At 70.9% G+C, this 25337-nt stretch carries 23 protein-coding genes; 16 read left to right on the forward strand and 7 right to left on the reverse strand.

All coding sequences use genetic code 11. From position 1 onward, the window contains the following. Nucleotides 1-398 precede the first annotated feature (398 nt). Entirely contained in the window at nucleotides 399-2006 is a 1608-nt protein-coding gene (locus OG435_RS22665; RefSeq protein ID WP_266879160.1) for a PP2C family protein-serine/threonine phosphatase, read from the forward strand. A gap of 140 nt (nucleotides 2007-2146) precedes the next feature. Continuing rightward, nucleotides 2147-3613, forward strand: a complete 1467-nt coding sequence (locus OG435_RS22670; protein ID WP_266879161.1) for an aminopeptidase P family protein — start codon at nucleotides 2147-2149, stop codon at nucleotides 3611-3613. Between the two features lie 109 nt (nucleotides 3614-3722). Here the strand turns inward: OG435_RS22670 and OG435_RS22675 are convergent, their stop codons facing one another. Continuing rightward, on the reverse strand, nucleotides 3723-4232 hold the full coding sequence (locus tag OG435_RS22675; RefSeq protein WP_266879163.1) for an ATP-binding protein: 510 nt from the start codon (nucleotides 4230-4232) through the stop codon (nucleotides 3723-3725). 268 nt (nucleotides 4233-4500) lie between these two features. Here OG435_RS22675 and OG435_RS22680 point away from each other — a divergent pair, with 268 nt between their 5' ends. The 9 genes from OG435_RS22680 to OG435_RS22720 all read left to right on the forward strand — a co-directional run bounded on the left by OG435_RS22680 (nucleotide 4501) and on the right by OG435_RS22720 (nucleotide 14338). Further along, on the forward strand, nucleotides 4501-5316 hold the full coding sequence (locus OG435_RS22680; protein ID WP_266879165.1) for a hypothetical protein: 816 nt from the start codon (nucleotides 4501-4503) through the stop codon (nucleotides 5314-5316). A gap of 110 nt (nucleotides 5317-5426) precedes the next feature. After that, the gene (locus tag OG435_RS22685) at nucleotides 5427-6155 is read left to right on the forward strand and encodes a YcnI family protein (RefSeq protein ID WP_266879167.1); all 729 of its coding nucleotides are present in this window, start codon (nucleotides 5427-5429) and stop codon (nucleotides 6153-6155) included. 104 nt (nucleotides 6156-6259) lie between these two features. Continuing rightward, complete coding sequence (locus OG435_RS22690; RefSeq protein ID WP_266879169.1) at nucleotides 6260-6913, forward strand: SCO family protein; 654 nt, start codon at nucleotides 6260-6262, stop codon at nucleotides 6911-6913. After that, nucleotides 6910-7401, forward strand: coding sequence for a copper chaperone PCu(A)C (locus OG435_RS22695; protein WP_266879171.1), 492 nt, complete (start codon nucleotides 6910-6912; stop codon nucleotides 7399-7401). The genes OG435_RS22690 and OG435_RS22695 overlap by 4 nt, the downstream gene beginning before the upstream one ends. A gap of 22 nt (nucleotides 7402-7423) precedes the next feature. Next, nucleotides 7424-9433 carry a copper resistance CopC/CopD family protein gene (locus OG435_RS22700; protein WP_266879173.1) on the forward strand — a complete coding sequence of 670 codons (2010 nt, stop codon included), beginning with the start codon at nucleotides 7424-7426 and terminating at the stop codon, nucleotides 9431-9433. 71 nt (nucleotides 9434-9504) lie between these two features. Next, entirely contained in the window at nucleotides 9505-10746 is a 1242-nt protein-coding gene (gene efeB / locus OG435_RS22705; protein ID WP_266881996.1) for an iron uptake transporter deferrochelatase/peroxidase subunit, read from the forward strand. Between the two features lie 42 nt (nucleotides 10747-10788). Continuing rightward, the gene (gene pheA, locus OG435_RS22710; RefSeq protein ID WP_266879175.1) at nucleotides 10789-11724 is read left to right on the forward strand and encodes a prephenate dehydratase; all 936 of its coding nucleotides are present in this window, start codon (nucleotides 10789-10791) and stop codon (nucleotides 11722-11724) included. A 527-nt stretch (nucleotides 11725-12251) separates the two neighbouring features. Further along, the gene (gene serS, locus OG435_RS22715) at nucleotides 12252-13529 is read left to right on the forward strand and encodes a serine--tRNA ligase (protein ID WP_266879177.1); all 1278 of its coding nucleotides are present in this window, start codon (nucleotides 12252-12254) and stop codon (nucleotides 13527-13529) included. Continuing rightward, on the forward strand, nucleotides 13526-14338 hold the full coding sequence (locus OG435_RS22720) for an HAD family hydrolase (protein ID WP_266879179.1): 813 nt from the start codon (nucleotides 13526-13528) through the stop codon (nucleotides 14336-14338). The genes serS and OG435_RS22720 overlap by 4 nt, the downstream gene beginning before the upstream one ends. 141 nt (nucleotides 14339-14479) lie before the next feature. On the opposite strand, the gene OG435_RS22725 is transcribed toward OG435_RS22720, so the two are convergent. From OG435_RS22725 to OG435_RS22745, 5 genes are all read right to left on the reverse strand, one after another. Continuing rightward, complete coding sequence (locus OG435_RS22725; protein WP_266879181.1) at nucleotides 14480-15121, reverse strand: rhomboid-like protein; 642 nt, start codon at nucleotides 15119-15121, stop codon at nucleotides 14480-14482. 112 nt (nucleotides 15122-15233) lie between these two features. Continuing rightward, nucleotides 15234-15953 carry an ABC transporter permease gene (locus tag OG435_RS22730; RefSeq protein WP_266879182.1) on the reverse strand — a complete coding sequence of 240 codons (720 nt, stop codon included), beginning with the start codon at nucleotides 15951-15953 and terminating at the stop codon, nucleotides 15234-15236. A 14-nt stretch (nucleotides 15954-15967) separates the two neighbouring features. Continuing rightward, on the reverse strand, nucleotides 15968-16879 hold the full coding sequence (locus OG435_RS22735; protein ID WP_266879184.1) for an ABC transporter ATP-binding protein: 912 nt from the start codon (nucleotides 16877-16879) through the stop codon (nucleotides 15968-15970). Next, nucleotides 16876-17763: an ABC transporter permease subunit gene (locus OG435_RS22740; RefSeq protein WP_266879186.1), complete on the reverse strand. Its 888-nt coding sequence runs from the start codon at nucleotides 17761-17763 to the stop codon at nucleotides 16876-16878. Before OG435_RS22740 ends, OG435_RS22735 begins: the two co-directional genes overlap by 4 nt. Further along, nucleotides 17753-18790: an ABC transporter ATP-binding protein gene (locus tag OG435_RS22745; protein ID WP_266879188.1), complete on the reverse strand. Its 1038-nt coding sequence runs from the start codon at nucleotides 18788-18790 to the stop codon at nucleotides 17753-17755. Before OG435_RS22745 ends, OG435_RS22740 begins: the two co-directional genes overlap by 11 nt. 227 nt (nucleotides 18791-19017) lie before the next feature. On the opposite strand from OG435_RS22745, the gene OG435_RS22750 reads away from it, so the two are divergent. The 4 genes from OG435_RS22750 (at nucleotide 19018) to OG435_RS22765 (ending at nucleotide 23567) form a co-directional block, all read left to right on the forward strand. Beyond that, nucleotides 19018-19887, forward strand: a complete 870-nt coding sequence (locus OG435_RS22750) for a M24 family metallopeptidase (RefSeq protein ID WP_266879190.1) — start codon at nucleotides 19018-19020, stop codon at nucleotides 19885-19887. Nucleotides 19888-19892: 5 nt separating this feature from the next. Further along, nucleotides 19893-21665, forward strand: a complete 1773-nt coding sequence (locus OG435_RS22755) for an SDR family oxidoreductase (RefSeq protein ID WP_266881998.1) — start codon at nucleotides 19893-19895, stop codon at nucleotides 21663-21665. A gap of 92 nt (nucleotides 21666-21757) precedes the next feature. After that, complete coding sequence (locus OG435_RS22760; RefSeq protein ID WP_266882000.1) at nucleotides 21758-22642, forward strand: metal-dependent hydrolase; 885 nt, start codon at nucleotides 21758-21760, stop codon at nucleotides 22640-22642. Between the two features lie 10 nt (nucleotides 22643-22652). Further along, nucleotides 22653-23567: a MerR family transcriptional regulator gene (locus OG435_RS22765; protein ID WP_266879192.1), complete on the forward strand. Its 915-nt coding sequence runs from the start codon at nucleotides 22653-22655 to the stop codon at nucleotides 23565-23567. Between the two features lie 105 nt (nucleotides 23568-23672). Here the strand turns inward: OG435_RS22765 and OG435_RS22770 are convergent, their stop codons facing one another. Then, nucleotides 23673-24548 (reverse strand): aquaporin, encoded by an 876-nt coding sequence (locus OG435_RS22770; RefSeq protein WP_266879194.1) that lies wholly within the window; start codon nucleotides 24546-24548, stop codon nucleotides 23673-23675. A gap of 135 nt (nucleotides 24549-24683) precedes the next feature. Between OG435_RS22770 and OG435_RS22775 the strand changes: the two genes are divergently transcribed. Further along, the gene (locus tag OG435_RS22775; protein ID WP_266879196.1) at nucleotides 24684-25223 is read left to right on the forward strand and encodes an RNA 2'-phosphotransferase; all 540 of its coding nucleotides are present in this window, start codon (nucleotides 24684-24686) and stop codon (nucleotides 25221-25223) included. Nucleotides 25224-25337: the final 114 nt, after the last annotated feature.

The raw sequence follows: 25337 nt of genomic DNA on the forward strand, positions 1-25337 counted from the left end.
TTCCTTTCCGTTGAACGCCGAGGGCCACATCACACCATGTAAGCGGTGGTTCACCACACGTGCACGTTTCGCGTCACTGTCCGCTTGAAGCAGGTTCACACGGTTCGTGCAGTTTTCTTACGGGTCCATGAAACGTCCGTCGGGGGCGGTACGCGACCCGGGGCCGCGCGGGGGACGGCTGTCGTCGATGGGGACGACGGGCCGTGCCCGACGGTTCCCGGCGGGCACCGGGCTGCGCCAACTCTCCCCGGGTGTAACGGATTACGTACCCGGACCGGCTGACGGACTCGCCCAGTCGACCGCAAAAACCGTCCGCTTCCCGCTTTTTCCGGCCAAGTTCTAGCCCTGACCGGACAGTGAGTTGCCGCCCCACGGACACCAGGATTCCCACCTGGGCAATGCTGGACATCGCTCCTCGTGTGCGTGTAGATGTGGATTCATTGATAGCGGCGCAGCATGATCTGGGGGTTTGCGATGCTATATGGCGAATCGCACCAGCTGGAAAGGCGGACGCCATGAGCGCCCCGCATCTGCCGAAAGTGGCTGGAATCGATCCAGCTGTCACAGCGTCCCCGCACACTGTGGCGCCCACACCGGCGCCCACGGCCGTGTCCACCTCGACGAGCCCGCGATCGGCCCCCGCGCCGGCTCAGGGCCCCGCCGCGAGCTCGGTCATTCAGGACCGCCTCGCGGGCATGGTCTCCGACCTCACCACCCTCCACGAGCTCACCGAGCGGCTCGCCCGCGCCAGTGACCTCACTTCTTCGCTCCACGAGTTCCTGCGGGCGGGCGCGGCCCTCGTCGGCGCCCGGCGCGGCCTGATCGTCCTGGAGCCCTCCGACGGACTCGGCCCCACCAGCACGATCGGCCTCGGCCTCGGCCACGCCGACCTCGGCCACATCGAGACGGTGCCCCGCAGCGCCACCTCCTACGGCCGCATCCTCGACGGCCTGCCCGACGCCCAGGGCGGCTCGGAGTTCCTGCCCGAACCCGGCACGAATCCCGGCGCCGCCGCCGGCGGGTACGCCACCCCCGTCGACCCCCGTCACCGCGAGGTCGCCGCCCGCCTCGGCTACGCCGCCAGCTACGCGCTGCCGCTGACCGCCGAAGCCACCGGCCGGCTCGGTGCGGCCGTCTGGCTCTACGACGAACAGGCCGAGCCCAACGACCGCCAGCGCGACCTGGCCGGGCTCTACGTCCGGCACGCCGCCGAGCACCTGGCCCGGATGCTGGAGGTGGAGCGCGCCCGCGCCGGCCTGGCCACCGTCGCCGAGGAGCTGCTCCCCAGCCGGCTCCCCCGGATCTCCGGGGTCCAGCTCGCCGCCCGGCACCACACCGGCCCGCACGGCGGAGGCGACTGGTACGACGCGCTGCCGCTTCCGGAGGGCGCCCTTGGCCTGGCCGTGGGCTCCGTCACCGGCTCGGGACCGAGCGCCGTCGCCGCGATGGGCCGGCTGCGCGCCTCGCTGCGGGCGTACGCCGTCATGGAGGGCGAGGACCCCGTCGCCGTCCTCTCCGACCTGGAGCTGCTGCTGCGCCTGACCGAGCCCGCGCGCTCGGCGACCGCGCTCTTCGCCTACTGCGAGCCCGCCGGGGGCCCGAACTCGAACGGCCCTGGCAGGAAGCTCATCCTGGCCGGGGCCGGGCACGCCCCGCCCCTGCTGATCGGCGAGCGGCGCACCGAGTACGTGGAGACCACCCTCTCCGCGCCGCTCGGAATGCTGTCCTGCTGGGAGGCGCCGAGCGTGGAGATCGAGCCCGCGCCCGGAGAAACGGTGCTGCTCTACACGGACGGCCTGCTCCGGCGCACCGGCGACCCGATGGACCGGGCGTACGCGCGGCTGCACGCCGCCGCCGCCGGGATCCCGCGCAGCGCCCGCGCGGACCCGGGCGCCATCTGCGACCACATCCTGCGCACGGTGCTGCCGGACGGCGAAGGGGACGGCCCGGCCGCCCCGGCGGACGCCTCCGAGGACATCGTGCTGCTCGCGGCGCGCTTCGAGTGACCGGGCGATGAAGGACAGGGCGTGTGACGGTGTGGCCGGGTTTAACTGATTTGTCACACGACCCGTCGGGGGGCGTCCGCTCACACATACGATGGATGAGGTCCATACCCGGTCCGTGTCCGTCGTACTGAGGAGAAGACGTGGCTGACGAGCTCACCCCGGAGACCCTGGAAGAAGAGCAGCCCAAGAAGAAGCACAAGCAGCGCAAGAACGGGCTGTACCCGGGTGTCAGCGAGGAGCTCGCCGCGAGCATGCGCACGGGCTGGGCCGACACCGAGCTGCGCGGGCTGGAGCCGATCGCTCAGGCCGCGCACACCGCCGCCCGCCGATCCGCGCTGTCCCGGCGCTTCCCCGGTGAGCGCCTCGTCGTCCCCGCCGGGCGGCTGAAGACGCGCTCGAACGACACCGAGTACCCCTTCCGCGCCTCGACCGAGTACGCGTACCTCACCGGCGACCAGACCGAGAACGGCGTCCTGGTCCTGGAGCCCACGGGGGACACCGGCCACCACGCCACCGTCTACCTGCTGCCGCGCTCCGACCGCGAGAACGGCGAGTTCTGGCTCTCCGGCAGCGGCGAGCTGTGGGTCGGCCGCCGCCACTCCCTCACGGAGGCCGAGCAGCTGCTGGGCATCCCGGCCAGGGACGTGCGCAAGCTCGCCGAGGAGCTGACCGAGGCCGAGGGCCCGGTCCGCGCCGTGCGCGGTCACGACTCCGTCATCGAGGCCGCTCTGACCGACAAGGTCACCAAGGAGCGCGACGAGGAGCTGCGCGTCTACCTCTCCGAGGCCCGCGCCGTGAAGGACGCCTTCGAGATCGGCGAGCTGCAGAAGGCCGTCGACTCCACCGTCCGCGGCTTCGAGGACGTCGTGAAGGTGCTCGACAAGGCCGAGGCCACCTCCGAGCGCTACATCGAGGGCACCTTCTTCCTGCGCGCCCGCGTCGAGGGCAACGACGTCGGCTACGGCTCCATCTGCGCCGCCGGCCCGCACGCCTGCACCCTGCACTGGGTCCGCAACGACGGTGACGTCCGCTCCGGCGACCTGCTGCTGCTCGACGCCGGTGTGGAGACCCACTCCCTCTACACCGCCGACGTCACGCGCACGCTGCCGATCAGCGGCACGTACACCGACATCCAGCGCAAGATCTACGACGCGGTGTACGCCTCCCAGGAAGCGGGCATCGCGGCCGTCAAGCCGGGTGCGAAGTTCCGTGACTTCCACGACGCCTCGCAGCACGTGCTCGCCGAGAAGCTCGTCGAGTGGGGCCTGCTGGAGGGACCGGTCGAGCGCGTCCTGGAGCTCGGTCTGCAGCGCCGCTGGACCCTGCACGGCACCGGTCACATGCTCGGCATGGACGTCCACGACTGCGCCGCCGCGCGCACCGAGGCGTACGTCGACGGCACGCTGGAGCCCGGGATGTGCCTGACGGTCGAGCCCGGTCTGTACTTCCAGGCCGACGACCTGACCGTGCCCGAGGAGTACCGCGGCATCGGCGTCCGGATCGAGGACGACATCCTCGTCACCGAGGACGGCAACCGGAACCTGTCGGCCGGACTGCCCCGCACCTCGGACGAGGTCGAGGCCTGGATGGCGCGGCTCAAGGGCTGACGCCACCGCTCGTACGCGCCGATGGGCGGGACCCTGCCCGGGTTCCGCCCATCGGCGCGTCTAGGGGGTGTCTTTCGGATCAGGCCCGGCCTGATCCGAAAGACACCCCCTAGGACACCTTCAGCAGGGAGTCGTCCCGCCACTTCAGCATCTTGTCGAAGCTGACCACGGCGCCCCGGCCCGGCCGGTTGCGGAAGCGGACGTGGTCCGCCAGTTCCTCGATCAGGTGCAGGCCCCGGCCGTGCTCGGCCAGGGAGGGTCTGCGGCGGGCCACCGTCGCGGCCGGGAATCCCGGACCCGAATCGCTCACCTCGATGCGGCAGCGGTCCCCGTCCAGATAGGCCGTGACGTGGTACGCCCCGGTCCCGTCCGGGGATCCGCCCGACGCGTCGTCCGAGGCTGCGTCCCAGGCCGCGTCGTCCGGACACCCGGAGCGCGGGACGGCTTCGCGGCCGCCGTGCTCCACGGCGTTCGCGCACGCCTCGCTCAGCGCCACCGACAGGTCGAAGGAGATGTCCGGGTCGACCCCCGCCGTCTCCATCGTCCCCAACAGCAGTCGCCTCGCCAGGGGCACACTCGCTGCTTCGCGCCTCAAGTGGAGAGACCACCAGATGCTCATACGGTTACCTATTGCCGCCCGGGGCGGAGGCTAAGCCCCCGAAGGCCGACAGAGCCCCCGTTCGGCCGATGCGGCGCTCCCGGGCGGCGGTGTATGCGGGTGCGGGCCGGGGGTTTCGCGACGCGGGCGGGGGGTTTAGCGACGCGGGCGGGGGAGTGGCCGGGTACGCGTGCACGGACGCACGCCGGGCATCGGTGCGCGGGAATGAGAACCGGCTGTCGCACCTGCCGTATGCGGCGCCTAAGGCCAGTGCGATGATGGCCCGGCCATGACTGCCCCCCACGCGACGCAGGCCGGACCCGGCCTCAGGCTGATCCGGGCCGCGGTGTTCACCGCGGTCTGTGTCGTGCTGTCCGCGGCCGGGCACGCACTGGCCTCCTGCGCGACGGTGCCCTGGTGGTCCCTCTGCGCCGGCTTCCTCGCCGTCTTCGCAGGTGCGGCCGCGCTCGCCGGACGCCGCCGCTCGCTTCCCGGCATCGCCGCCGCGCTGGCGGGCGGACAACTCGCGCTGCACACGCTGTTCGGCCTCGGCCAGCACGACGCCTCGGCGGGCAGCGGTACCTCCTCGGAGACCTCGCTCGCGGCACTGGCGGCCCAACTGGTGTGCGGGGGCAACTCCGTCCCGATCCACCCGGCGGACGCCCGGCGGATCGTGGAGAGCGCCGGGCTGAACCCGGACGCCGTGGCCGCGCAGGCCGGGGCGCAGGGGCACATGGCCCACGCCCACATGGGGCAGGGCCTGGTGGAACCGACCGGCGCACTGGTGGGGCTGCTCAGCCCGGCCATGCTGATCGGGCACCTGCTGGCCGCTCTCGCCGCCGGCTGGCTGCTCGGACGCGGAGACGCCGCGCTGTTCCGCCTCCTCGAACTGTCCAGGCTCTCCGCCGCGGCCGGGCCGGTGCGCCCGCTGCGTGCCGCGCTGGCCTACGTACGGGCCCTCGGCGCGGGCCTGCAGGACCGGCCCGTCCGTACCCCGAGGGCAGCGGACGCCGGGACCGGACCCGCGCTGTCCACGGGCCGGGACGCACTCCAGCACACGGTGATCAGGCGCGGGCCGCCCACGGCGTTCGCCCTCGCAGCCTGAAGCGGCACCCTTCCTCCCCGGGACTCACGACGGGAGCACCGGTGCCGCGAACTCCGTGCGCGCCGCGCGCGGAGCCACCGTCACCACTGCTTCCGTGGAGTGTTTCTGCCGTGAAGACCTCTCGCGTCTCCTCCGCCGCCGCCCTCGCCGCCGGTTCCGTCCTCCTCCTCTCCGGTACCGCCTTCGCCCACGTCGGCGTCCAGCCGATCGGGGAGGCCGCCAAGGGCGGCTACGCGACCCTCAACTTCAAGGTCCCCAACGAGCGCGACAACGCCGCGACCACGCAGCTCGAGGTCAACTTCCCCGTGGACCAGCCGCTCACGTCCGTCATGCCGCAGGACATCCCCGGCTGGACGTCCACCGTCGAGAAGACCAAGCTCGACAAGCCGCTCACCGTGCACGGCAAGCAGGTCAACGAGGTCGTCACCAAGGTGACCTGGTCCGGCGGCAAGATCGAGGCCGGCAAGTTCCAGCAGTTCCCGGTCTCCGTCGGCAAGCTGCCCGAGAACGCCGACCAGATGGTCTTCAAGGCGATCCAGACCTACGACAACGGCGAGGTCGTCCGCTGGATCGAGGAGTCCAAGGAGGGCGCCGCCGAACCGCAGACCCCGGCGCCCGTCCTGAAGCTGACCGCAGCCGGCGCCGACCACCACGACGACGCGGCCAAGAAGCCGGCGGACGAGGCGAAGAACTCCGAGGCCGACCACAAGGACGGGCACGACACGGCCGCTGCCAAGAGCGGATCCGACACGACCGCGCGCGCCCTCGGCGTCGCCGGCATCGTCATCGGACTCGGCGGTGTGGCCTTCGGCGTCGCCTCGCGCCGCCGCACCTCCTGACCGCCCGGCCTCCTGAACTGACGGTCCCGCGCAGCCGGTCGGCCATCCTGGCCGGCCGGGCTCGCGGATCCACCCGTACCATCCCCGATCTCAGGAACTTTCCCATGCGCACCACACGTGTGACGCTCGCCGCCCTCGTGGCGGCGGCCGCCCTCACCCTCACCGCCTGCGGTGGCGAACCGGCCAAGAACGGCCAGGTCACCCAGATCAGCGAGAGCCAGGCGAAAGCCGGGTCCGCCACCGTACTCGACCGCCCCTTCGACAAGCCGGACGTCGTCCTCACGGACACCACCGGCAAGCCGTGGAACCTGCGCGAGCAGACCAAGGGCAAGCCGACGCTCATCTACTTCGGCTACACCCACTGCCCCGACGTGTGCCCCCTGACGATGAGCAACCTCGCCGTCGCCAAGAAGGCACTTCCCAAGGCCGACCAGGACAAGCTCCAGGTCGTCTTCATCACCACCGACCCGGAACGGGACACTCCCGAGTCCCTCGGCTCGTGGCTCAAGGGCCTGGACCCGGCATTCACCGGGCTGACCGGGGACTTCGCCACCATCCAGGCCGCCGCACGCACGCTCGGCATCGGTATCGAGGCAGCCAAGAAGGACGCCAAGGGCAACGTGGTCTCCATGCACGGCGCCCAGGTCATCGCCTTCTCGCCCAAGACCGACGAGGGGTACCTCCTCTACGGCGAGAGCACCACCGTCGATGACTACACCAAGGACCTGCCGAAGATCGCCAAGGGAGAGAACCCGTGAACGCCCGCACCACCCGCACCCTCGCCGCCGCCCTCTCCCTGACGGCCGCGCTCGCCATATCCGGCTGCTCCTCGGACTCCGGGTCCGCTTCGGGCGACGCGCCGAAACTGACGGTCAGCGGGGGCTACATGCCGCAGCCCGTGAACGACGAGATGGCCGGCGCCTTCATGGTCATCAAGAACGACTCCAAGACGGCCGACAAGCTGACCGGCGCCACGAGCCCGCTCTCCGACGATCTCCAGGTCCACGAGACCAAGGATCAGAAGATGCAGCAGGTGCAGTCCATGGACGTGCCCGCGAACGGCGAGCTGAAGCTCGCGCGCGGCGGCAACCACATCATGTTCATGGGGCTCAAGAACACCCCCAAGGTCGGCGACAAGGTCACCATCGAACTGCGCTTCGAGAAGTCCGGCCCGGTCAAGGTCGAGCTGGACGTCAAGGAGCGGACGTACAAGGCTCCGACATCCACCGACGGCACCGCCCACTGACGGACCGAGGGACTGACACGCCATGACGGCCACCGCCCCGCCCCCATCCACGGCCCGCGTCCGCGCCACAGCACTCCTGCCGCGGCTCACGCTGGTCCTCGCCGCACTGCTGGCAGCCTTCTTCGCCGCTGCCGCGCCGGCTTCGGCACACGCCGCGCTGACCGCGAGCGACCCCACGGACGGGGCGGTGGTCGCCACGGCGCCCGCCCAGATCACCCTCTCCTTCTCGGAGGGGGTCGCCATGAACGGCGACTCCATCCGCGTCCTGGACCCCCGGGGCAAGCGCGTCGACACCGGTGAACTGCGCGACCTCTGCAGCGGGAACCTCATCCGCTACGGCACCGCCCTGCGCCCCGGACTGCCGGACGGCACCTACACCGTCGCCTGGCAGGCCATATCCGCGGACAGCCACCCGGTCTCCGGCGCCTTCACCTTCTCCATCGGAGCCCCCTCCGAGACGGCCGTCTCCCTGCCCTCGCGGACGGCGGGCGACGGTCCCGTCGCCGTCGCCTACGGCATCGCGCGCTACGTGGCCTACGCCGGGTTCGCCGTGCTCGTCGGCGCCGCCGCCTTCATCCTCCTGTGCTGGCGCCGGGGCGCCGCGCAGCGGCCGATGCAGAGACTGGTCGTACGTGCCTGGGTCGCGCTCACCGTGGCCACCCTGGTGATGCTGCTGCTCCGCAACCCGTACACCGGGTCGGGGAACTTCGCCGACGCCTTCGACCTGGCCGGGCTGAAGGCCGTCCTGGAGACGAAGTCCGGGGCCTCGCTCGTCTCGCGGCTGCTCCTCCTCGGCGCCGCCGCGCTGTTCATCACCGTCCTGTTCGGGTCCTATGCCCGGCGCCACACGTCGGCGGGCGAGGCCGGGACGGACGGCAAGGCCGGCACGGATGCTTCCGCCGCCTCCGAGGAGGACGCCAAGGGGGAGAGCGACCTCGTCTTCGGACTCGGCATCGGCGGGACCGTGGTCGCCGGCGGCATCGCCGCCACCTGGGCGCTGTCGGAGCACGCCTCGACCGGTATCCAGCCCGCGCTCGCCATGCCCGTCGACATCCTGCACCTGCTGGCCGTCGCCGTGTGGCTCGGTGGACTCACCGCTCTGCTCGTCGCGCTGCACAAGGTTCCCGGGATCGAGCGCACGGCCATCCGGCGCTTCTCCACCGTCGCCTTCACCAGCGTTGTCGTCCTGGCCTGCACCGGCGCCTACCAGTCCTGGCGCCAGGTCGGCAGCTGGTCCGCACTGACCGGGACCGATTACGGCCGGCTGCTGCTCGTCAAGATCGGCCTCGTCGGCCTCGTCGTCGCCATCGCCTACACCTCCCGCAAGTGGACCGCGCGGCTGGCCGTGGGCGAGGGCGAGAGCGCGGAGGAGCGGGAAAGCACCTCTGATGTTTCACGTGAAACATCGCCCGTGACCGTCACCTCCGACGCCGTCGCCTCCGACACCATCGCTTCCGACCCCCGGCGCGCCGCGCAGCTCGCGCGACAGAGCGCCGCCCGGCGCACCGCGCGGGAGAAGCAGGTCCGTGACGCCGACCCGGACCGCGCCGGCCTGCGCCGCTCCGTCCTCGCCGAGGCCGGCGTCGCCGTGGTCCTGCTGGCCGTCACCACCATCCTCACCAGCACCGAGCCGGGCCGTGCCGCGGAGCTGGAGGCCGGGCGCGGCTCCACCGCCACCGCCGTTCCCGACCGTGCGGTCAAGGTCACGCTGCCCTTCGACACCGGCGGCCAGGACGGCAAGGGCTCGGTCCGGCTCCAGCTCGACCCGGGCCGCGTCGGAGCGAACACGCTCCACGTGTGGGCCGAGACCCCCGACGGCAAGCCGCTGGACCTGCCCGAGCTGAGGGTGTCGTTCACCTTGGAAGCCAAGGAGATCGGCCCCCTTCCGGTCCTCCCCGAGCGCGCCGCTCCCGGGCACTGGACCGCTTCGGGCGTCCAGCTTCCGCTGACCGGAGACTGGCGGATCGACGTGACCGTCCGCACCTCCGACATCGACCAGACGACCGTCCAGAAGAACGTGAAGATCGGCTGACCAGCGTGACCCAGAACAGCGAGACGACCGAGCGCGGCGAAAGCACCGGGAGCAGCACGGAACCGCCCGGCATCGAGATCTCCCGGCGCCGCCTGCTGGGCACGATCGGCGCCGCGGGCGCCGCCGGGCTCGCGCTCGGCGCCGCCGGCGGAGCCCTCGTCCAGTCCGGGGCCTCCGGGTCCGGTACGGCCGGCTCCGGCGGCGCTCCCGGCAGCCTCGGCGCGACCCGGGTCGCCTTCCACGGGGAGCACCAGGCGGGCATCACCACGCCCCTCCAGGCCAAGGGCCACGTACTCGCCTTCGATCTGGCGCCCGGTGCCGGACGCACCGAGGCCGCCGCGCTGATGCGGCGCTGGTCGGAGACCGCGCGGCGGCTGACGGCGGGCGAGACCGCCCCGGTCGCCGACACCGGCATCGCGCTCGGCTCCGGCCCCTCCTCCCTCACGGTGACCTTCGGCTTCGGGCACTCCTTCTTCGAGCGCACCGGCCTCACCGCGCGCCGTCCCGCCGCCCTCGACCCGCTGCCGGTCTTCTCCGCCGACCGGATCGACCCCCAGCGCAGCAACGGCGATCTCTGGGTCCAGATCGGCTCCGACGACGCGCTGGTCGCCTTCCACGCGCTGCGCGCTCTGCAGAAGGACGCCGGGGAGGCCGCCCGGCCGCGCTGGCAGATGAACGGCTTCAACCGTTCTCCCGGTGCCACCGCCTCCCCCATGACCGCCCGCAACCTCATGGGTCAGGTCGACGGCACCAACAATCCGAAGCCCACCGAGGCCGACTTCGACCGGCGGATCTTCGTCCAGGGCACGGTGCCCCCGGAGCACGCCTGGATGGCCGGGGGCTCGTACGCCGTCGTTCGCCGGATCCGGATGCTCCTCGACTCCTGGGACCAGCAGTCGCTCGCCCAGCAGGAACAGGTCATCGGCCGTACGAAGGCCACCGGCGCCCCGCTGACCGGAGGCGGGGAGACCACCGCCATGGCCCTCGACAAGATCGGCGCCGACGGGAAGCCGGTCATCCCCTCCAACGCGCACGCCCGGATCTCCGCACCCGCACAGAACGGCGGGGCGGCCATGCTCCGGCGTCCCTTCTCCTTCCACGACGGGATCGCCGCCGACGGAACCCCCGACGCGGGGCTGCTCTTCATCTGCTGGCAGGCCGACCCGTCCCGCGGGTTCGTCCCCGTGCAGCGCAAGCTCGACCGCGGCGACGCCCTGTCGGAATTCATCCGGCACGAGTCGAGCGGCCTGTACGCGGTGCCGCCGGGCGCGGGCGCCGGGGAGTACGTGGGGCAGCGGCTGCTCGAAGGGTGAACAGCCCGGGTGGCGTCCGGGCCCCGGCATTAGGCTGATCGCATGTCGGCCACCCGCTTCACCTATCTCGGTCCCGAGGGCACGTTCACCGAAGCCGCCCTTCGCACCCTCCCCGAAGCCGCGACCCGGGAGCTCGTCCCGATGGTTTCGGTCCCGGCCGCTCTGGACGCCGTGCGCAACGGCGAGGCCGCGGCGGCCCTCGTTCCGATCGAGAACTCGGTGGAGGGCGGGGTCACCTCGACCCTGGACGAGCTGGCCGCCGGTGTACCGCTGATGATCTACCGCGAGGTGCTGCTCCCCATCGCCTTCGCGCTGCTGGTGCGGCCCGGGACCGAGCTGTCGGACGTCAAGACCGTCACCGGGCACCCGGTCGCCCAGCCGCAGGTGCGCAACTGGCTGCGGTCGAACCTGCCCGACGCCCTGTGGGAGTCGGCGGCGTCCAACGCCGACGGCGCCCGGCTGGTCCAGGAGGGCCGCTTCGACGCGGCCTTCGCGGGCGAGTTCGCGGCAGCCACCTACGGACTGGTCCCGCTGGTCACTGAGATCCACGACGCGCAGAACGCCGAGACCCGCTTCGTCCTCGTCGGGCGTCCTGCCCGGCCGGCCGCGCCGACCGGCGCCGACAAGACCTCCGTCGTGCTGTGGATGGGCGACGACCGGCCCGGTGCGCTGCTGGAGCTGCTCCAGGAGTTCGCCGTCCGCGGGGTGAACCTGATGCTGATCCAGTCCCGTCCTACGGGTGCGGGGATCGGCAACTACTGCTTCGCCGTCGACGCCGAGGGGCACATCTCCGACCGCCGGGTCGGCGAGGCGCTCATGGGGCTCAAGCGCACCTGCCCCCAGATCCGGTTCCTCGGTTCCTACCCGCGCGCCGGTGTCGCTCAGGGTGACGTCCAGTCCGCCCGGGCCGGGACCTCCGACAGCGACTTCACCGCGGCCTCGGACTGGCTGACGCGCTGCCTCGACGGGCGCCCCTGACGCTCCGTCCACTGTCCACAGAGTTATCCACAGGGGACGATGCGGACCTGGGGACAAGTCGACAGAGCAACACGACAAGGTCGACAAATCGGTCGGGTGGCGCAGGTTTCGCGCTGACGAGCGGGAGGTGAACAGCGTCACCCCTGTATCACCGATCAACTCTTTGGGGCGAGTCATTCCCACCCGAATGAGTGTGTGAGGGTGGTTTGAACCCTGATTGGGCCCGCTCGCCCCACGGCCGCGATTGATCTATTCCTGTGTCCACAGATCCCGCGCACAGCCTGTGGATAAGCCGGTCCCCTGGGGAATTCCTGTGGACAAGGAAGCCCCTTCCACCCTGCTCAGGGGCTGCCCGATCGCTACCGCGGTGCCCCTTTTCGGGGAATGGGGCAGGTTTTATCAACCTCCGCGGAAGGGGTGCTTCCACTCTCCCGGCCGAAGTTTTCCATTCGCGGCAATTAGGACAAAGCGACACGCAGCGTGATATCGGTGCGCTCCCCCGAAGCCCCGCCCGGTAGCCTGGAGGGGTGATTGACCTCCGGCTGCTCCGTGAAGACCCTGACCGTGTCCGCGCCTCGCAGCGCGCCCGTGGAGAGGACGTCGCCCTCGTCGACGCACTGCTCTCCGCCGACGAGCGCCGCAGGTCCTCCGGCATGCGATTCGACGAACTCCGCAACGAGCAGAAGTCGCTCGGCAAGCTCATCCCCAAGGCCTCTCCGGAGGAGCGGGCCGAGCTGCTGAAGAAGGCCGATCAGCTCAAGCAGGACGTCAAGGCCGCCGAGGCCGAGCAGAACGAGGCGGACGAAGCCGCCAAGCAGCTGCTCCTGAAGCTCGGCAACATCGTCCACACGGACGTGCCCGTCGGCGGCGAGGAGGACTTCGTCGTCCTGGAGACGCACGGGACCATCCGCGACTTCGGCGCCGAGGGCTTCGAGCCCAAGGACCACCTCGAGCTCGGCGAGTCCCTGGGCGCCATCGACGTCGAGCGCGGCGCCAAGGTCTCCGGTTCGCGCTTCTACTACCTCACGGGCATCGGCGCCCTGCTGGAGCTCGCCCTCGTCAACGCGGCCATCGCCCAGGCCACCGAGGCCGGCTTCACCCCGATGCTCACCCCGGCGCTGGTCCGCCCCCGTGCCATGGAGGGCACCGGCTTCCTCGGCCAGGCCGCGGAGAACGTGTACCACCTGGAGGGCGACGACCTCTATCTGGTCGGCACCTCCGAGGTCCCGCTCGCCGCGTACCACATGGACGAGATCATCGACGCGGACAAGCTTCCGCTGCGCTACGCCGGCTTCTCCCCGTGCTTCCGCCGCGAGGCCGGCACGTACGGCAAGGACACCCGCGGCATCTTCCGCGTCCACCAGTTCGACAAGGTCGAGATGTTCTCGTACGTCGCGCCGGAGGAGGCCGAGGCCGAGCACCAGCGGCTCCTGGACTGGGAGAAGCAGTGGCTGACCAGCCTGGAGCTACCCTTCCAGGTCATCGACGTCGCCACCGGCGACCTGGGTGCCTCCGCCTCCCGCAAGTTCGACTGCGAGGCGTGGATCCCCACCCAGGGCAAGTACCGCGAGCTGACCTCCGCCTCGAACTGTGACGGCTTCCAGGCCCGCCGCCTGTCGGTCCGCTACCGCGACGGCAAGAAGACAGCTCCGCTGTCCACGCTGAACGGAACGCTGTGCGCGGTCCCGCGCACGATCGTCGCGATCCTGGAGAACCACCAGCAGGCCGACGGCACGGTCCGGGTTCCCCCGGTGCTCCGGCCCTACCTGGGCGGTCGGGAAATCCTGGAGCCGATCTCCAAGTGAGCACGGCTCCCTTCCCGTACAAGCTCGTCGCGACCGACCTCGACGGGACGCTGCTGCGCGGCGACGACACCGTCTCGGAGCGCACCCGTGAGGCGCTCCTCGCGGCCACCGCGGCGGGCGCGGCGCACATCATCGTCACCGGCCGCGCCGTGCCGTGGACCCGGCACGTCCTCGACGACCTCGGCTACAAGGGCATCGCCGTCTGCGGCCAGGGCGCGCAGGTCTACGACGCGGGCGCACACCGGCTGCTGACCTCGGTGACGCTCGACCGGAAGCTGGCCGCGCTGGCACTGGAGAAGCTCGAGGCCGAGGTGGGTCCGCTGGCGCTGGCCGCCAGCCGGGACGGAGTCGAGGGCGAGGTGCTCTTCGGCCCCGGTTACCAGGTCCAGGAGGGCCTTCCCGCGATCTACCTGGAGGACACGGCCGAGGTCTGGTCGGCTCCGCTGAACAAGCTCTACATCCAGCACCCCGAGCTGGACGAGGACGCCCTGGTCCAGGTGGCCCGGGAGACCGTGGGCAGTCTGGTCGGCGTCGTCATGGCCGGTCCGGGCATCGTGGAGATCCTGCCGCTGGGGCTGACCAAGGCCACCGGCCTCTCGCTGGCCGCGCGCCGGCTGGGGGTGAAGGCGGCGGAGACGATCGCCTTCGGCGACATGCCCAACGACATACCGATGTTCGGCTGGGCCGCGCACGGAGTGGCGATGGCCAACGCCCACGCCGAGCTCAAGGCGGTGGCGGACGAGGTCACCACCTCCAACGAGGAGGACGGCATCGCCGTGGTCCTGGAGCGTCTGCTGGGCGCCGCGTAACCCGGCGGAAGACGAACGGAAGGTCCGGAACGGCCCGCGCCGCGAGGCGCGCTCGAAGTGGCTGTTCCGGACCTTCTTGTTGCTCCCCGCACGGCTCACTCTGCCTCTGCCGCACGCCTCGTACCAGTGAATTTCCCTGCGTCAGCGGGGGTTGCGGTGCGGTTTCGGGTGGCGGGTCAGCGGCCAGGCGAGGAGGCCGACGGCGAGCGCGATGGCGTGGCCGAAGTCGGTGAAGGTGCCGTCGCTGGCGAGCGGGAGCCCGAAGAAGGCCACGGACCCGGCCAGGTAGAGCCAGCGCCAGGAGCCGGGCAGGCGGTACGTCAGCACTCCGACGGCGGTCGCGAGTCCGTAGCTGACGCCGATGTCGACGACGTGGACCATGCTGCGCGGGGCGCGGTGGTCCTGGATCGCCATCAGGACCAGCTTCTGACTGATCAGGGTGGCCGTGATGTGTCCGGTCGCGATGATGAAGAGCCAGCGCAGGGTGCCGAGCCAGCGCTCGACATTGGCCTGGAAGACCTCGAAGAGGACGAAGTAGAGCGGGAGCGAGGCCGGATCCTCGATCCAGAACGCGCTGCTGAGCAGGGCCCGTGCGGGGTGCCGGGCCAGCTCGTGGATATTGCTGCTGTTGCGGTGGAGCAGGACGTGTTCGAGATGGTCGGGCACGATCACGACCACGATGCTGGTGACCACGATGATCAGCAGCCAGATGTGGGTACCGGGCGCGGAACGTATCCAGGACCGCACCGGCCTGGACGGTTCGGGCTCCGTGTACTCGATCATGCACCGATGATCCCGCGTAAAGCTGTGCCCCGCCTGGCCGGTGGGCCGGGCGGGGCACTGTTTCACGTGAAACATCCGGTACCGGGCCCCTGAGGGCGCCGGTGCGGACCTCCTACTCCTCGCCCGCCAGGGTCAGGCGGCGGAGCTTCTGTCCGGCGTAGAAGGTGGCGCCGACGGTGACCGCGACGAGCAGGATCATCGCGGTGGGCAGCCCGACGGTGGCGTCCACGTACCCCTCGCCAGCGACCTTCTGCGCGAGGGCCAGCGACCACTGCTGGACGCTGAGGGTCTTGGCTCCGTCGACGAGGCTGCCGAAGAGCGACTCCCAGATCAGGGCGTAGACCAGGCCGAAGACGACGGCGTGCCGGCTGACGGTGCCCAGCAGCAGGAACAGGGCGCTGTAGGCGACCGAGGCGACGAGGGCGGCGACGGTGTAGGCGACGGCGATCTGCTGTCCGTTGCCGTTGAGGATGTAGCCGGCGATCAGGGTCGGGATCGCGGAGAAGACCATGGTGACGGCGATCGCGACGGTCAGCTTCGTCATGATGATCGTCGGGCGCTTCACCGGCTTCGAGAGCAGGTAGACGATCGAGCCGTCGTCGATCTCCGGGCCGATGGCTCCGGTGCCGGCGATGACGCCGATCAGCGGGACCATCGTGGCCAGGGCGAAACCGCCGAGGAGATCGGCGGCGACCTTGTCGTCGAGGCCCGTGAAGGCGCGCACGGCGATCGAGATGGCGATGAGCAGGACGGGCAGCGCACAGAGGATCAGCGCGCGGCGGCGGCCGAGCAGGGCCCGGTAGGTGAGCCGGGCAACGGTGGGGTTGTACATGGGTGCCAGCTCCTTCAGGCCGAGACGAGGTAGGAGAAGACCGACTCGAGGGACTCGTCGGAAGGCGAGACCGTCAGCAGCCGGATGTCGTGCTCGCGGGCGACCCGCGGCAGCAGCTCGGTGAAGCGTCCGAAGTCGACGGCCTGGATGCGCAGGGCGCCTTCCTTGAGGTCCACCTCGATCCCGGCGGTGGAGGGGTCGGCGATCAGGGCCGCGGCGAGGGCCCGGTCGTCGGAGGAGCGGACGAGGTAGCGGTGCGGGCGGTCCGTCATCAGGCGGCGGATCTTGCGGAAGTCTCCGGAGGCGGCGTGCCGGCCGGCGACGACCACCTCGATGTGGGAGGCGAGCTGTTCGACCTCCTCCAGGATGTGCGAGGAGAAGAGCACGGTGCGGCCGTCGTCGCCCATCCGCCGCAGCAGCTCCATGAGCTGCATGCGCTGGCGCGGGTCCATGCCGTTGAACGGCTCGTCGAGCAGGAGCACCGAGGGGTCGTGGACCAGGGCGGATGCCATCTTCACGCGCTGGCGCATGCCCTTGGAGTACGTCGAGATCTTGCGGTCTTGGGCGTACTCCATCTCGACCGTGGCCAGGGCCCGCTGGGCGGCCGCCTCTTCGAGGCCGTGCAGTTCGGCGTTGGCTACGACGAACTCCTTGCCGGTGAGGAAGTCGTACATGGCCTCGCGCTCGGGCACGACACCGATCTGCTTGTAGACCTGCTCGTTCTGCCAGATCGCGGTGCCGTCGAGGGTGACGGTGCCCGTGGAGGGCGCGAGGAAGCCGCCCATCATGTTGATGAGGGTGGACTTGCCGGCGCCGTTGGGGCCGAGCAGGCCGGTGACTCCGGGACCGATGCGCATGGTCACGTCGTTGACGGCGACGACGTTCCCGAACCAGCGGGAGGTGTGGTCGATGTCGATGATGGTCACAGCCCGGCCTTCCGGTAGCGGGCCATCAGGGCGGCGTAGGAGCCGGCGATGAGGCCGAGGATGACGAGCAGGTAGACGAAGCCGACGGCACCCGAGGGGCCCTCGCTGCCGGGGAAGCCGGCGTCCGCGCCGAGGAAGGCGGTCTGCAGGCCGTCGATGAGGCTCATCGGGGAGAACAGGCCCAGCCACTCGATGACCCCGGTCGAGCCGGTCTCGTAGGCGATGGCCTGGACGATCGACACGGCGCCGTAGGGGATCAGCAGCACGGCGATGATGGCGGCGACGCCGAAGCCGCGGCGCGGGGTGAGCGCGGCCATGACCAGGCCGAGGCCCGAGAAGAGCAGCGACAGCAGCAGTACCGACACCAGTGCCTGCCCGAATCCCTTGGTCTGGTCGGCGAAGTCGAACTTCGCCAGGAGCGCGCCGATCCACATGATCAGCAGCGGGGTGGCGGTGAGGATGAACAGGGCCGAGGCCATGGCCGCGAACTTGGCCACGACGTAGTCGACGCGCTCGATGGGCCGCGAGAAGTAGAGCGGCACCGTCTTGAAGCGCAGGTCCCGGGAGACGGACTGCGGGGCCTGGGAGGCCAGGAAGAGGTAGATGATCACCTGGGTGGTGATCGCGTACGTCGTGTACTTGATCGGCAGCGAGGTGGAGCCGGGTACCGCGATGGCCACCGCGACCATGATCAGCGCGGGAACGCACATCACCGCGAAGAGCAGCATCGGCAGCACCTTGGACTTGGCCGAGCGGCCGAGTCCGTAGGCGCCGCGCAGCGACTGTGCGAAGAGCGACTTGCGGGCGTAGGAGCGGCCGAGCCGGGGGCCGTCGTAGGACCGGTAGCCGATGTTGTGGATCTGGGTCGAGGTGTCAGGCGCCATCGGAACCGGCTCCCTTCTGCTGGGTGGCGGCCCAGGCGGCGGCCTGGGCGGACTGGGCTGCGAACTGTTCGGCCCGGGCGGCCGCCGCGTCACTGTCGCGGAAGACCTCCGCGATGTGGTGGCGGCGCTGTTCCATGCGGACCAGCCCGATGCCGAGATCGGCCACCGTGTCGCGGACGGTGTCGTACGTGGCTTCTCCGGTGGCTTCCACGAGGAGGATGTGGCCGGCTCCGGGCAGGCCCTCCTCCTCACCCGCGTGCAGGGTCAGTCCCGCTTCGGTGAGCGCCTTGCGCAGGGCGGCGGTGCCGTCCGGGTGGGCGTCGGAGTCGGTGACCTCGACCGCGAGGGTCGTGGTGGTCTGGGTGAAGTCGCTGGTGGAGCTGGAGCGCAGCAGCTTGCCGCCGTCCACGACCACCACGTGGTCGCAGGTCCGCTCCAGCTCGCCGAGCAGGTGGGAGGTGACCAGGACCGAGATGCCGAAGTCGGTGTAGACGCGGCGGATCAGGCCCAGCATCTCGTCGCGGCCGACCGGGTCGAGGCCGTTGGTGGGCTCGTCGAGGAGGACCAGCTGCGGGTCGTGGACCAGCGCCTGGGCGAGCTTGACGCGCTGCTTCATGCCGGTGGAGTAGCCGCCGATGGGGCGGTACCGCTCCTCGTACAGCCCCACGTGACGCAGGGTGTCCGCGGTGCGCTCGCGGGCGGCGGTCGGCGGGAGCCCGGACATGCGCGCCATGTGCACGACGAACTCGGTGGCCGAGACGTCGGGGGGCAGGCAGTCGTGTTCGGGCATGTAGCCGACGCGCTCGCGGATCGCGCTGCCATGGGTGGCTACGTCGAGTCCGAGCACGGCGGCGGTGCCCTCGGTGGCGGGGGACAGTCCCAGCAGAATCTTGATCAGCGTGGACTTGCCGGCTCCGTTGGCGCCAACGAGCCCGGTAACTCCGGGTCCGATGTCCAGGGAGAGCCGGTCGAGGGCGGTCACTCGGGGGTACCGCTTGCTCAGGCTTTCGGTCGCGATGACAGTCACGGGAACGACGTTAGTGGCGTCCCGGGCCCGGATCGTCAGACCTGGAGCTGGATCCCTTCTCCGTCTTCAGGACTACAGACCCCGACATAAGGCTGATGTAGGGCTGATGCGTACCGGACAAGTTTGTCCACAGGTCCGTGCACGGGCCTTGACGTGATCTCCGGTCATTGTCACATTCATCAGTGTCAAGTTACGGGCGCGTACGGCTACATGGACGGACGGCTGGCATGGCTGGGGACACCAGGCAACGCACGAAGCGACGCACCACGGAACTCTCCGCCGAGCTGCGCGGGTTCAAGGAGGTGCAGCGCCTCTCCTACGAGTGCGCGGAAGCCGTCGCGGCGCAGCTGCGCCCCGGCGTGACCGAGCGCGAGGCCGCGCGGATGCAGCGCGACTGGCTGCGCGAGCGCGGGGTGCGGGACTGGTTCCACATGCCGTTCGCATGGTTCGGGGACCGGACCGCCTTCACCAACTTCAAGATCCCCCTGCAGTTCTTCCCGACGAACAGGGCCCTGGAGCCGGGGATGCCGTTCATCCTCGACATGGCCCCGGTCTACAAGGGCCACACCGCGGACATCGGGTACTCGGGCAGCCTCGGCCTCAACCCGGTGCAGGACCGGCTCATGTCCGATCTACAGGCGCACCGCGCACTGATCCTCGACCAGGTCCGCGAGCGCCGCTCCCTGCGCGACATCTACGAGGAGGTGGAGCGGCTGATGATCGCCCAGGGGTACACGAACCGGCACCGGGCCTACCCCTTCGGCGTCATCGCGCACAAGATAGACCGGGTCAAGGAGCGGAGCTGGGCACCGACCGCGTTCGGGTTCGGCACCCAGGCCCTGAAGGGGCTGGCCTCCGACGCCCTGCGCGGCCACCGCGAGGGCTGGTCCCCGCTGTGGAGCCCGTACCACTTCTCCGACCACCCGCCGCAGCCCGGTCTGTGGGCGGTGGAGCCGCACCTGGGCTTCCGGGGCACCGGCGCGAAGTTCGAGGAGATCCTGGTCGTCACCGACTCCCGGGACCCTGAGGAGAGCGCGTACTGGCTGGACGACGATCTGCCGCACGTGCGGCGCTGGGCTGAGGAGAAGGCGGCATGAGCGCAATGACGGACGCGGGCCTGGCGGGCGGGCGCGAGCGCTGGGTGAGCACCGGCGGGGTCGAGCTGTGCGTCGTCGAACTCGGCGACGCGGACCGGCCGACCGTGGTCCTGGTGCACGGGTACCCGGACAGCAAGGAGGTCTGGTCGCAGGTCGCCGAACGGCTGGCCTCCCGGTTCCACGTCGTGCTCTACGACGTACGGGGCCACGGGCGCTCCACCGCGCCGCAGCCGCTGCGCGGCGGGTTCACCCTGGAGAAGCTGACCGACGACTTCCTCGCGGTCGTCGACGCGGTCAGCCCGGACCGCCCGGTGCACCTGGTAGGCCACGACTGGGGCTCCGTACAGGGCTGGGAGTTCGCCACGGTCGCCCGGACCGAGGGCCGGATCGCCTCCTTCACCTCCATGTCGGGGCCCTCCCTGGACCACTTCGGGCACTGGATCAAGAAGCGGATGGCCCGGCCCACCCCGCGGCGGGCGGCCCAGCTGCTGAACCAGGGCGCCAAGTCCTGGTACGTGTACATGCTCCACACGCCGGTGCTGCCGGAGCTCGCCTGGCGCGGGCCGCTCGGCAAGCGCTGGCCGAAGATGCTGGAGCGGATCGAGCAGGTCCCGGCCGGGGACTACCCGACGGCCTCCCTGCCCTCCGACGCCGCGAACGGAGCCTGGCTCTACCGGGACAACGTCCGGCCCCGGCTGCGCCGGCCGCGCGCCGACGCGTACGCCCACGTACCGGTGCAGCTGATCACCCCCACCGGGGACGCCTTCCTCTCCGAGCGGCTCTACGACGAGCTCGAGCTGTGGGCCCCGGACCTGGTGCGGCGCACCCTGCCGGCCAAGCACTGGGTGCCGCGGACCCGGCCCGACCAGCTGGCCTCGTGGATCACCGAGTTCGTCACCGCCCGGGAGGAGCCCGCCACACCGGCGCCGGAGCAGAAGGCCCCCGGCCGGTACGCGGACCGCTTCGGCGGCCAGCTGGTCCTGGTCACCGGCGCCGCCAGCGGCATCGGCCGGGCCACCGCCTTCGCGTTCGCCGAGGCCGGCGCCCGCGTGGTGTGCGTCGACCGGGACGCGGACGGGGCCGCCCGTACCGCCGACATGGCGCGCCTGGTCGGCTCGCCGCAGGCCTGGGGCGAGTGCGTCGACGTCAGCGACGAGCAGGCCATGGAGAAGCTCGCCGAGAAGGTCGCCTCCGAGTACGGGATCGTGGACGTCCTGGTCAACAACGCCGGGATCGGCCTGTCGGGCCCGTTCCTGGACACGACCGCCGAGGACTGGAAGAAGGTCCTCGACGTCAACCTGTGGGGCGTCATCCACGGCTGCCGGCTCTTCGGCAAGCAGATGGCCGACCGCGGCCAGGGCGGGCACATCGTCAACACCGCCTCCGCCGCCGCCTACCTGCCGTCCAAGACGCTGCCCGCGTACAGCACCTCCAAGGCGGCGGTGCTGATGCTCAGCGAGTGCCTGCGGGCCGAGCTGGCCGCGAAGTCGATCGGGGTGTCGGCGATCTGCCCCGGCATCGTCAACACCAACATCACCGCCACCTCCCGTTTCGCCGGAGTGGACGAGGCGGAGGAGAAGCGGCGCCAGCAGAAGTCCTCGCGGCTCTACGGGCTGCGCAACTTCCCGCCGGAGAAGGTCGCGGACGCGATCCTGCTCGCGGTCGTGAAGAACCAGGCCGTGGTCCCGGTGACCCCCGAGTCCAAGGGCGCCCTGTGGATGTCCCGGTTCGCGCCGGGGACCCTGCGGCGGTTCGCGAAACTGGAGCCCAAGCTGTGACCGGGGCGGCGGGCCCGGAGGCGGGCGGGCCAGCGGGCGGGGCGGCCGGCCCGGGCAGGACGGCGGCCGCGGGCAGGGCCGCCGGGTACGCGATCGCGCCGCGCCGGGTGGCATTCGACTGGAAGACCACCCCGCTGCACTGGATACCGGACGAGCCCACCGCCACCCACGTCATCAACGTGCTGCACCTGCTGCTGCCGGCCGGTGAGCGGTGGTTCGTGAAGGTCTTCAAGGAGGGCCTGCCCCTGGTCACGGACCCGAAGCTGCGCAGCGACGTGAAGGGGTTCATGGGCCAGGAGGCCACGCACAGCGTGCAGCACTCCTACGTCCTGGACCACCTCGCCGAACAGCGGCTGCCCACCGAGGCGTACACGAAGTACGTGGACTTCCTCTTCGAGAAGCTGCTGGGGGAGACCCCGCCGTTCGGTGCCCCGGTCACGGCGCAGGAGTGGCTGCGCTTCCGGCTCTCGCTGGTCGCCGCGATCGAGCAGTTCACGGCCGTCCTCGGGGACTGGGTGCTCGGCGCCGAGGGGCTCGACGCGGCCGGAGCGGACGAGGTCATGCTCGACCTGCTGCGCTGGCACGGGGCGGAGGAGGTGGAGCACCGCTCCGTCGCCTTCGACATGTACCAGCACTGCGGCGGCGCGGGCCTGCCCCGCTACGCCCGCCGCGTCGGGGGCATGGCCGTGGTCGCGCCGGTCATGGGCTGGCTGTGGATCGCGGGGGCCTCGTACCTCCTGCGCAACGACCCCGAACTGCGCGGACGGACCCGCTATTCGCTGGGCGAGCACAACCGGGCCGTGCGCAGAGGTCTGCTGCCGACTTGGAGAGAGCTCGCCGCGGCCATACCCCGCTACCTGCGGCGGTCGTACCATCCCTCGCAGGAGGGCTCGCTGCGCAGGGCGGTCGAGTACCTCGCGGCCTCACCCGCCGCCCGGTCAGCTGCGGGCGCGGTCGGCCGAGCCGCCATGTCGTAGGGAGCCGGGATTGTCCGAGCAGGCAGTAGCCGAGTACCGGATCGAGGATCTGGCGCACCACAGCGGTGCGACCGTCCGCACGATCCGGGCGTACCAGGACCGCGGTCTGCTGCCGAAGCCGGAGCGGCGAGGCCGTTCCAACGTCTACCGGGACACACATCTGGCGCGGCTGCGCCAGATCGCCGACCTGCTCGACCGCGGGTACACCCTGGCCTCCATCAAGGAACTCCTGGAGGCCTGGGACGCGGGCCGCGGACTCGGCGGGGTCCTCGGTCTGGTGGCCGAGGTGCACGGACCGTGGACGGACGAGGAGGCGGCCCGGATAAGCCGGGACGAGCTGAACGAACGGTTCGGCGGCAAGCCCGACGACGAAGCCGTCGGCGAGGCCTGCGAACTGGGCGTGCTGGAGCGGATCCCGGGGCGCCCGGACCAGTTCCTCGTACCGTCTCCGCAGGAGCTGTCCGTGGCGGCCGAGCTGTATGCCGCGGGGGTGCCGCTGCCCGCGATCACCGGTCATCTGCGGGAGTTGCGCGGTCAGGTGGAGCTCATCGCCTCGCGCTTCCTGGAGTTCACCACGGAGCACGTCTTCGCCCGGTACCTGGGAGCCGTGCCCCCCACGGACTCCGACGCGGCCGAGGCGGCGACGATGGTACGGAGACTGCGGCCGCTGGCCCAGCAGACGGTGGACGCGGAGCTGGCGCGGGCGATGCGCCTCTTCGCGACCCGGCACCTGCAGCGCCACCTCGGGGCCGCCGGAACCCCGCAGCCCTCCGGGCCGGCCCCGGTGGCACTGCCCGCGGAGACCGTGCGGGCAGTACAGGAGCTGGTGGGGGCCGACCATGTGGCGGAATTCGTCCGGGCCGCCACGGAGCGGGAGTTGCAGGCCCGGACGATGAACAATCTGGCCAGTCGCGGCGGCCGGTAGTGCTCGCTCAGTAGTCCACAGGCCGGATCACACTTTTGTCGGCGAAACCGGCGCAAAGGGCTGTGGACAAGTCCGGCCTACCTGTGGGGAACTCCTCCCCGAGGGTCAGACGGCGGCCTGGAAGGCCGGTCCGGGCGTGCTGGTTTCGGCCACCGGGCCGGTGGGGCCGGCGGTGTTTCCGGTGCTGACGGTGCCCGTCGCGCCGACGGCACCGGCAAGGCCGGCGGTGCCCGTGGCGACGACCGTGCCCGTGGCGACGACCGTGCTGCCGACCGTGCCCGCGGCTGCCTGGCGGGTGCTCCCGTAGAGCACGGCCGCGAGGACCAGGCCGAGGACCCCGCCGACGAGCTGGGCGGCGACGAAGCCCGGCAGCGACTGCGGTGCGATGCCGGTGAAGGAGTCGCTGAAGCTGCGCCCGATGGTGCCGGCCGGGTTCGCGAAGGACCCGGAGGAGGTGAACCAGATCGCGGCGGCGATGTAGGCGGCGACCGCGGCCGGGATCAGCTTCGGCCGACCGATGCGACCGAGGCCCTGGATCACCAGGACCAGTCCGGCGGTGGCCACGACCTCCCCGACGAGCAGGTGTCCGCCGTCGCGGACCTGGGTGGAGAAGGCTCCGGGGACGCGGCCGAACATCGCTTCCGCGAGGACCGCGCCGCCTATGGCCCCGGCGGTCTGGGCCGCCACGTAGACCAGGGCCTCCCGGCCTTCGACCCCTTCACCACCGTTGCGCCGCCCCCACCAGGCCGCGAGGGTGACCACCGGGTTGAGGTGGGCGCCCGAGAGCGGCCCGAAGAGCGTGATGATCAGCCCGAGCCCGATGGCCGAGGCGAACGAGTTGGCGACCAGGGCGACGCCCGTATCGGAGGTGAGCGCCGCGGCCTGGATACCTGATCCGATGACGACCACGAGGAGGGCGGCGGTGCCGACGAGCTCGGCGGTCGCACGCCGAGACAGAGACAGAGACGCACTATTTGTCATACTCTTCTTCCCCTTGAGTGGCAGTTCAGCGGAAAATGTATTCCGTATCTTGGAAACGCGATAGAGGGAGTCCACGTTCAGGAGAACGGCGAAAAATCGCTGCGCCGGACCCGGCCGAGCCGTCACCCTGGGCGAATGAATGACAAGCGGACCGTCAAGGTGTCCAAATACGTCTCGAAACACCTCCGCCATCAGCCGGAACGCATCGGACTGGTGCTCGACCCGCAGGGCTGGGTGGAGATCGACGATCTTCTGAGCGCCGCCACCGCCCACGGCTTCCCCATCAGCCGCTCCGAGCTCGACCACGTGGTCGCCGCCAACGACAAGCAGCGCTTCGCCGTCGACGGCAGCCGGATCCGTGCCAGCCAGGGGCACACCGTCCCGGTGGACCTGGGCCTGCCGGAGGCCGAACCGCCGGCGTACCTCTACCACGGCACCGTCGCGGCCTCCCTGGACGCGATCCGCGCCGAGGGACTGCGCCCGATGGCCCGCCACCACGTCCACCTCTCCCCGGACCGGGAGACCGCTACCCGGGTCGGCGCACGGCGCGGCCGGCCGGTCGTCCTCGCCGTGGACTCGGGGGCGATGCGCACCGCGGGGCACGTCTTTCGGATCAGCGCCAATGGGGTGTGGCTGGTGGACTCCGTGCCGCCGCAATTCCTTCGGTTCCCCTAAGCGGAACGATCTTCAAAGAGGCCCCTCGGGGCCCGGAATTCACGGAGGGATTGTCAGATCATCCCCCTACTCTGTTCCTCACTCCGGGATCTGTGAGGGGGGTACCTCGCGGTC

Source organism: Streptomyces sp. NBC_01264, from assembly GCF_026340675.1.
In the GTDB taxonomy this organism is placed as follows: domain Bacteria; phylum Actinomycetota; class Actinomycetes; order Streptomycetales; family Streptomycetaceae; genus Streptomyces.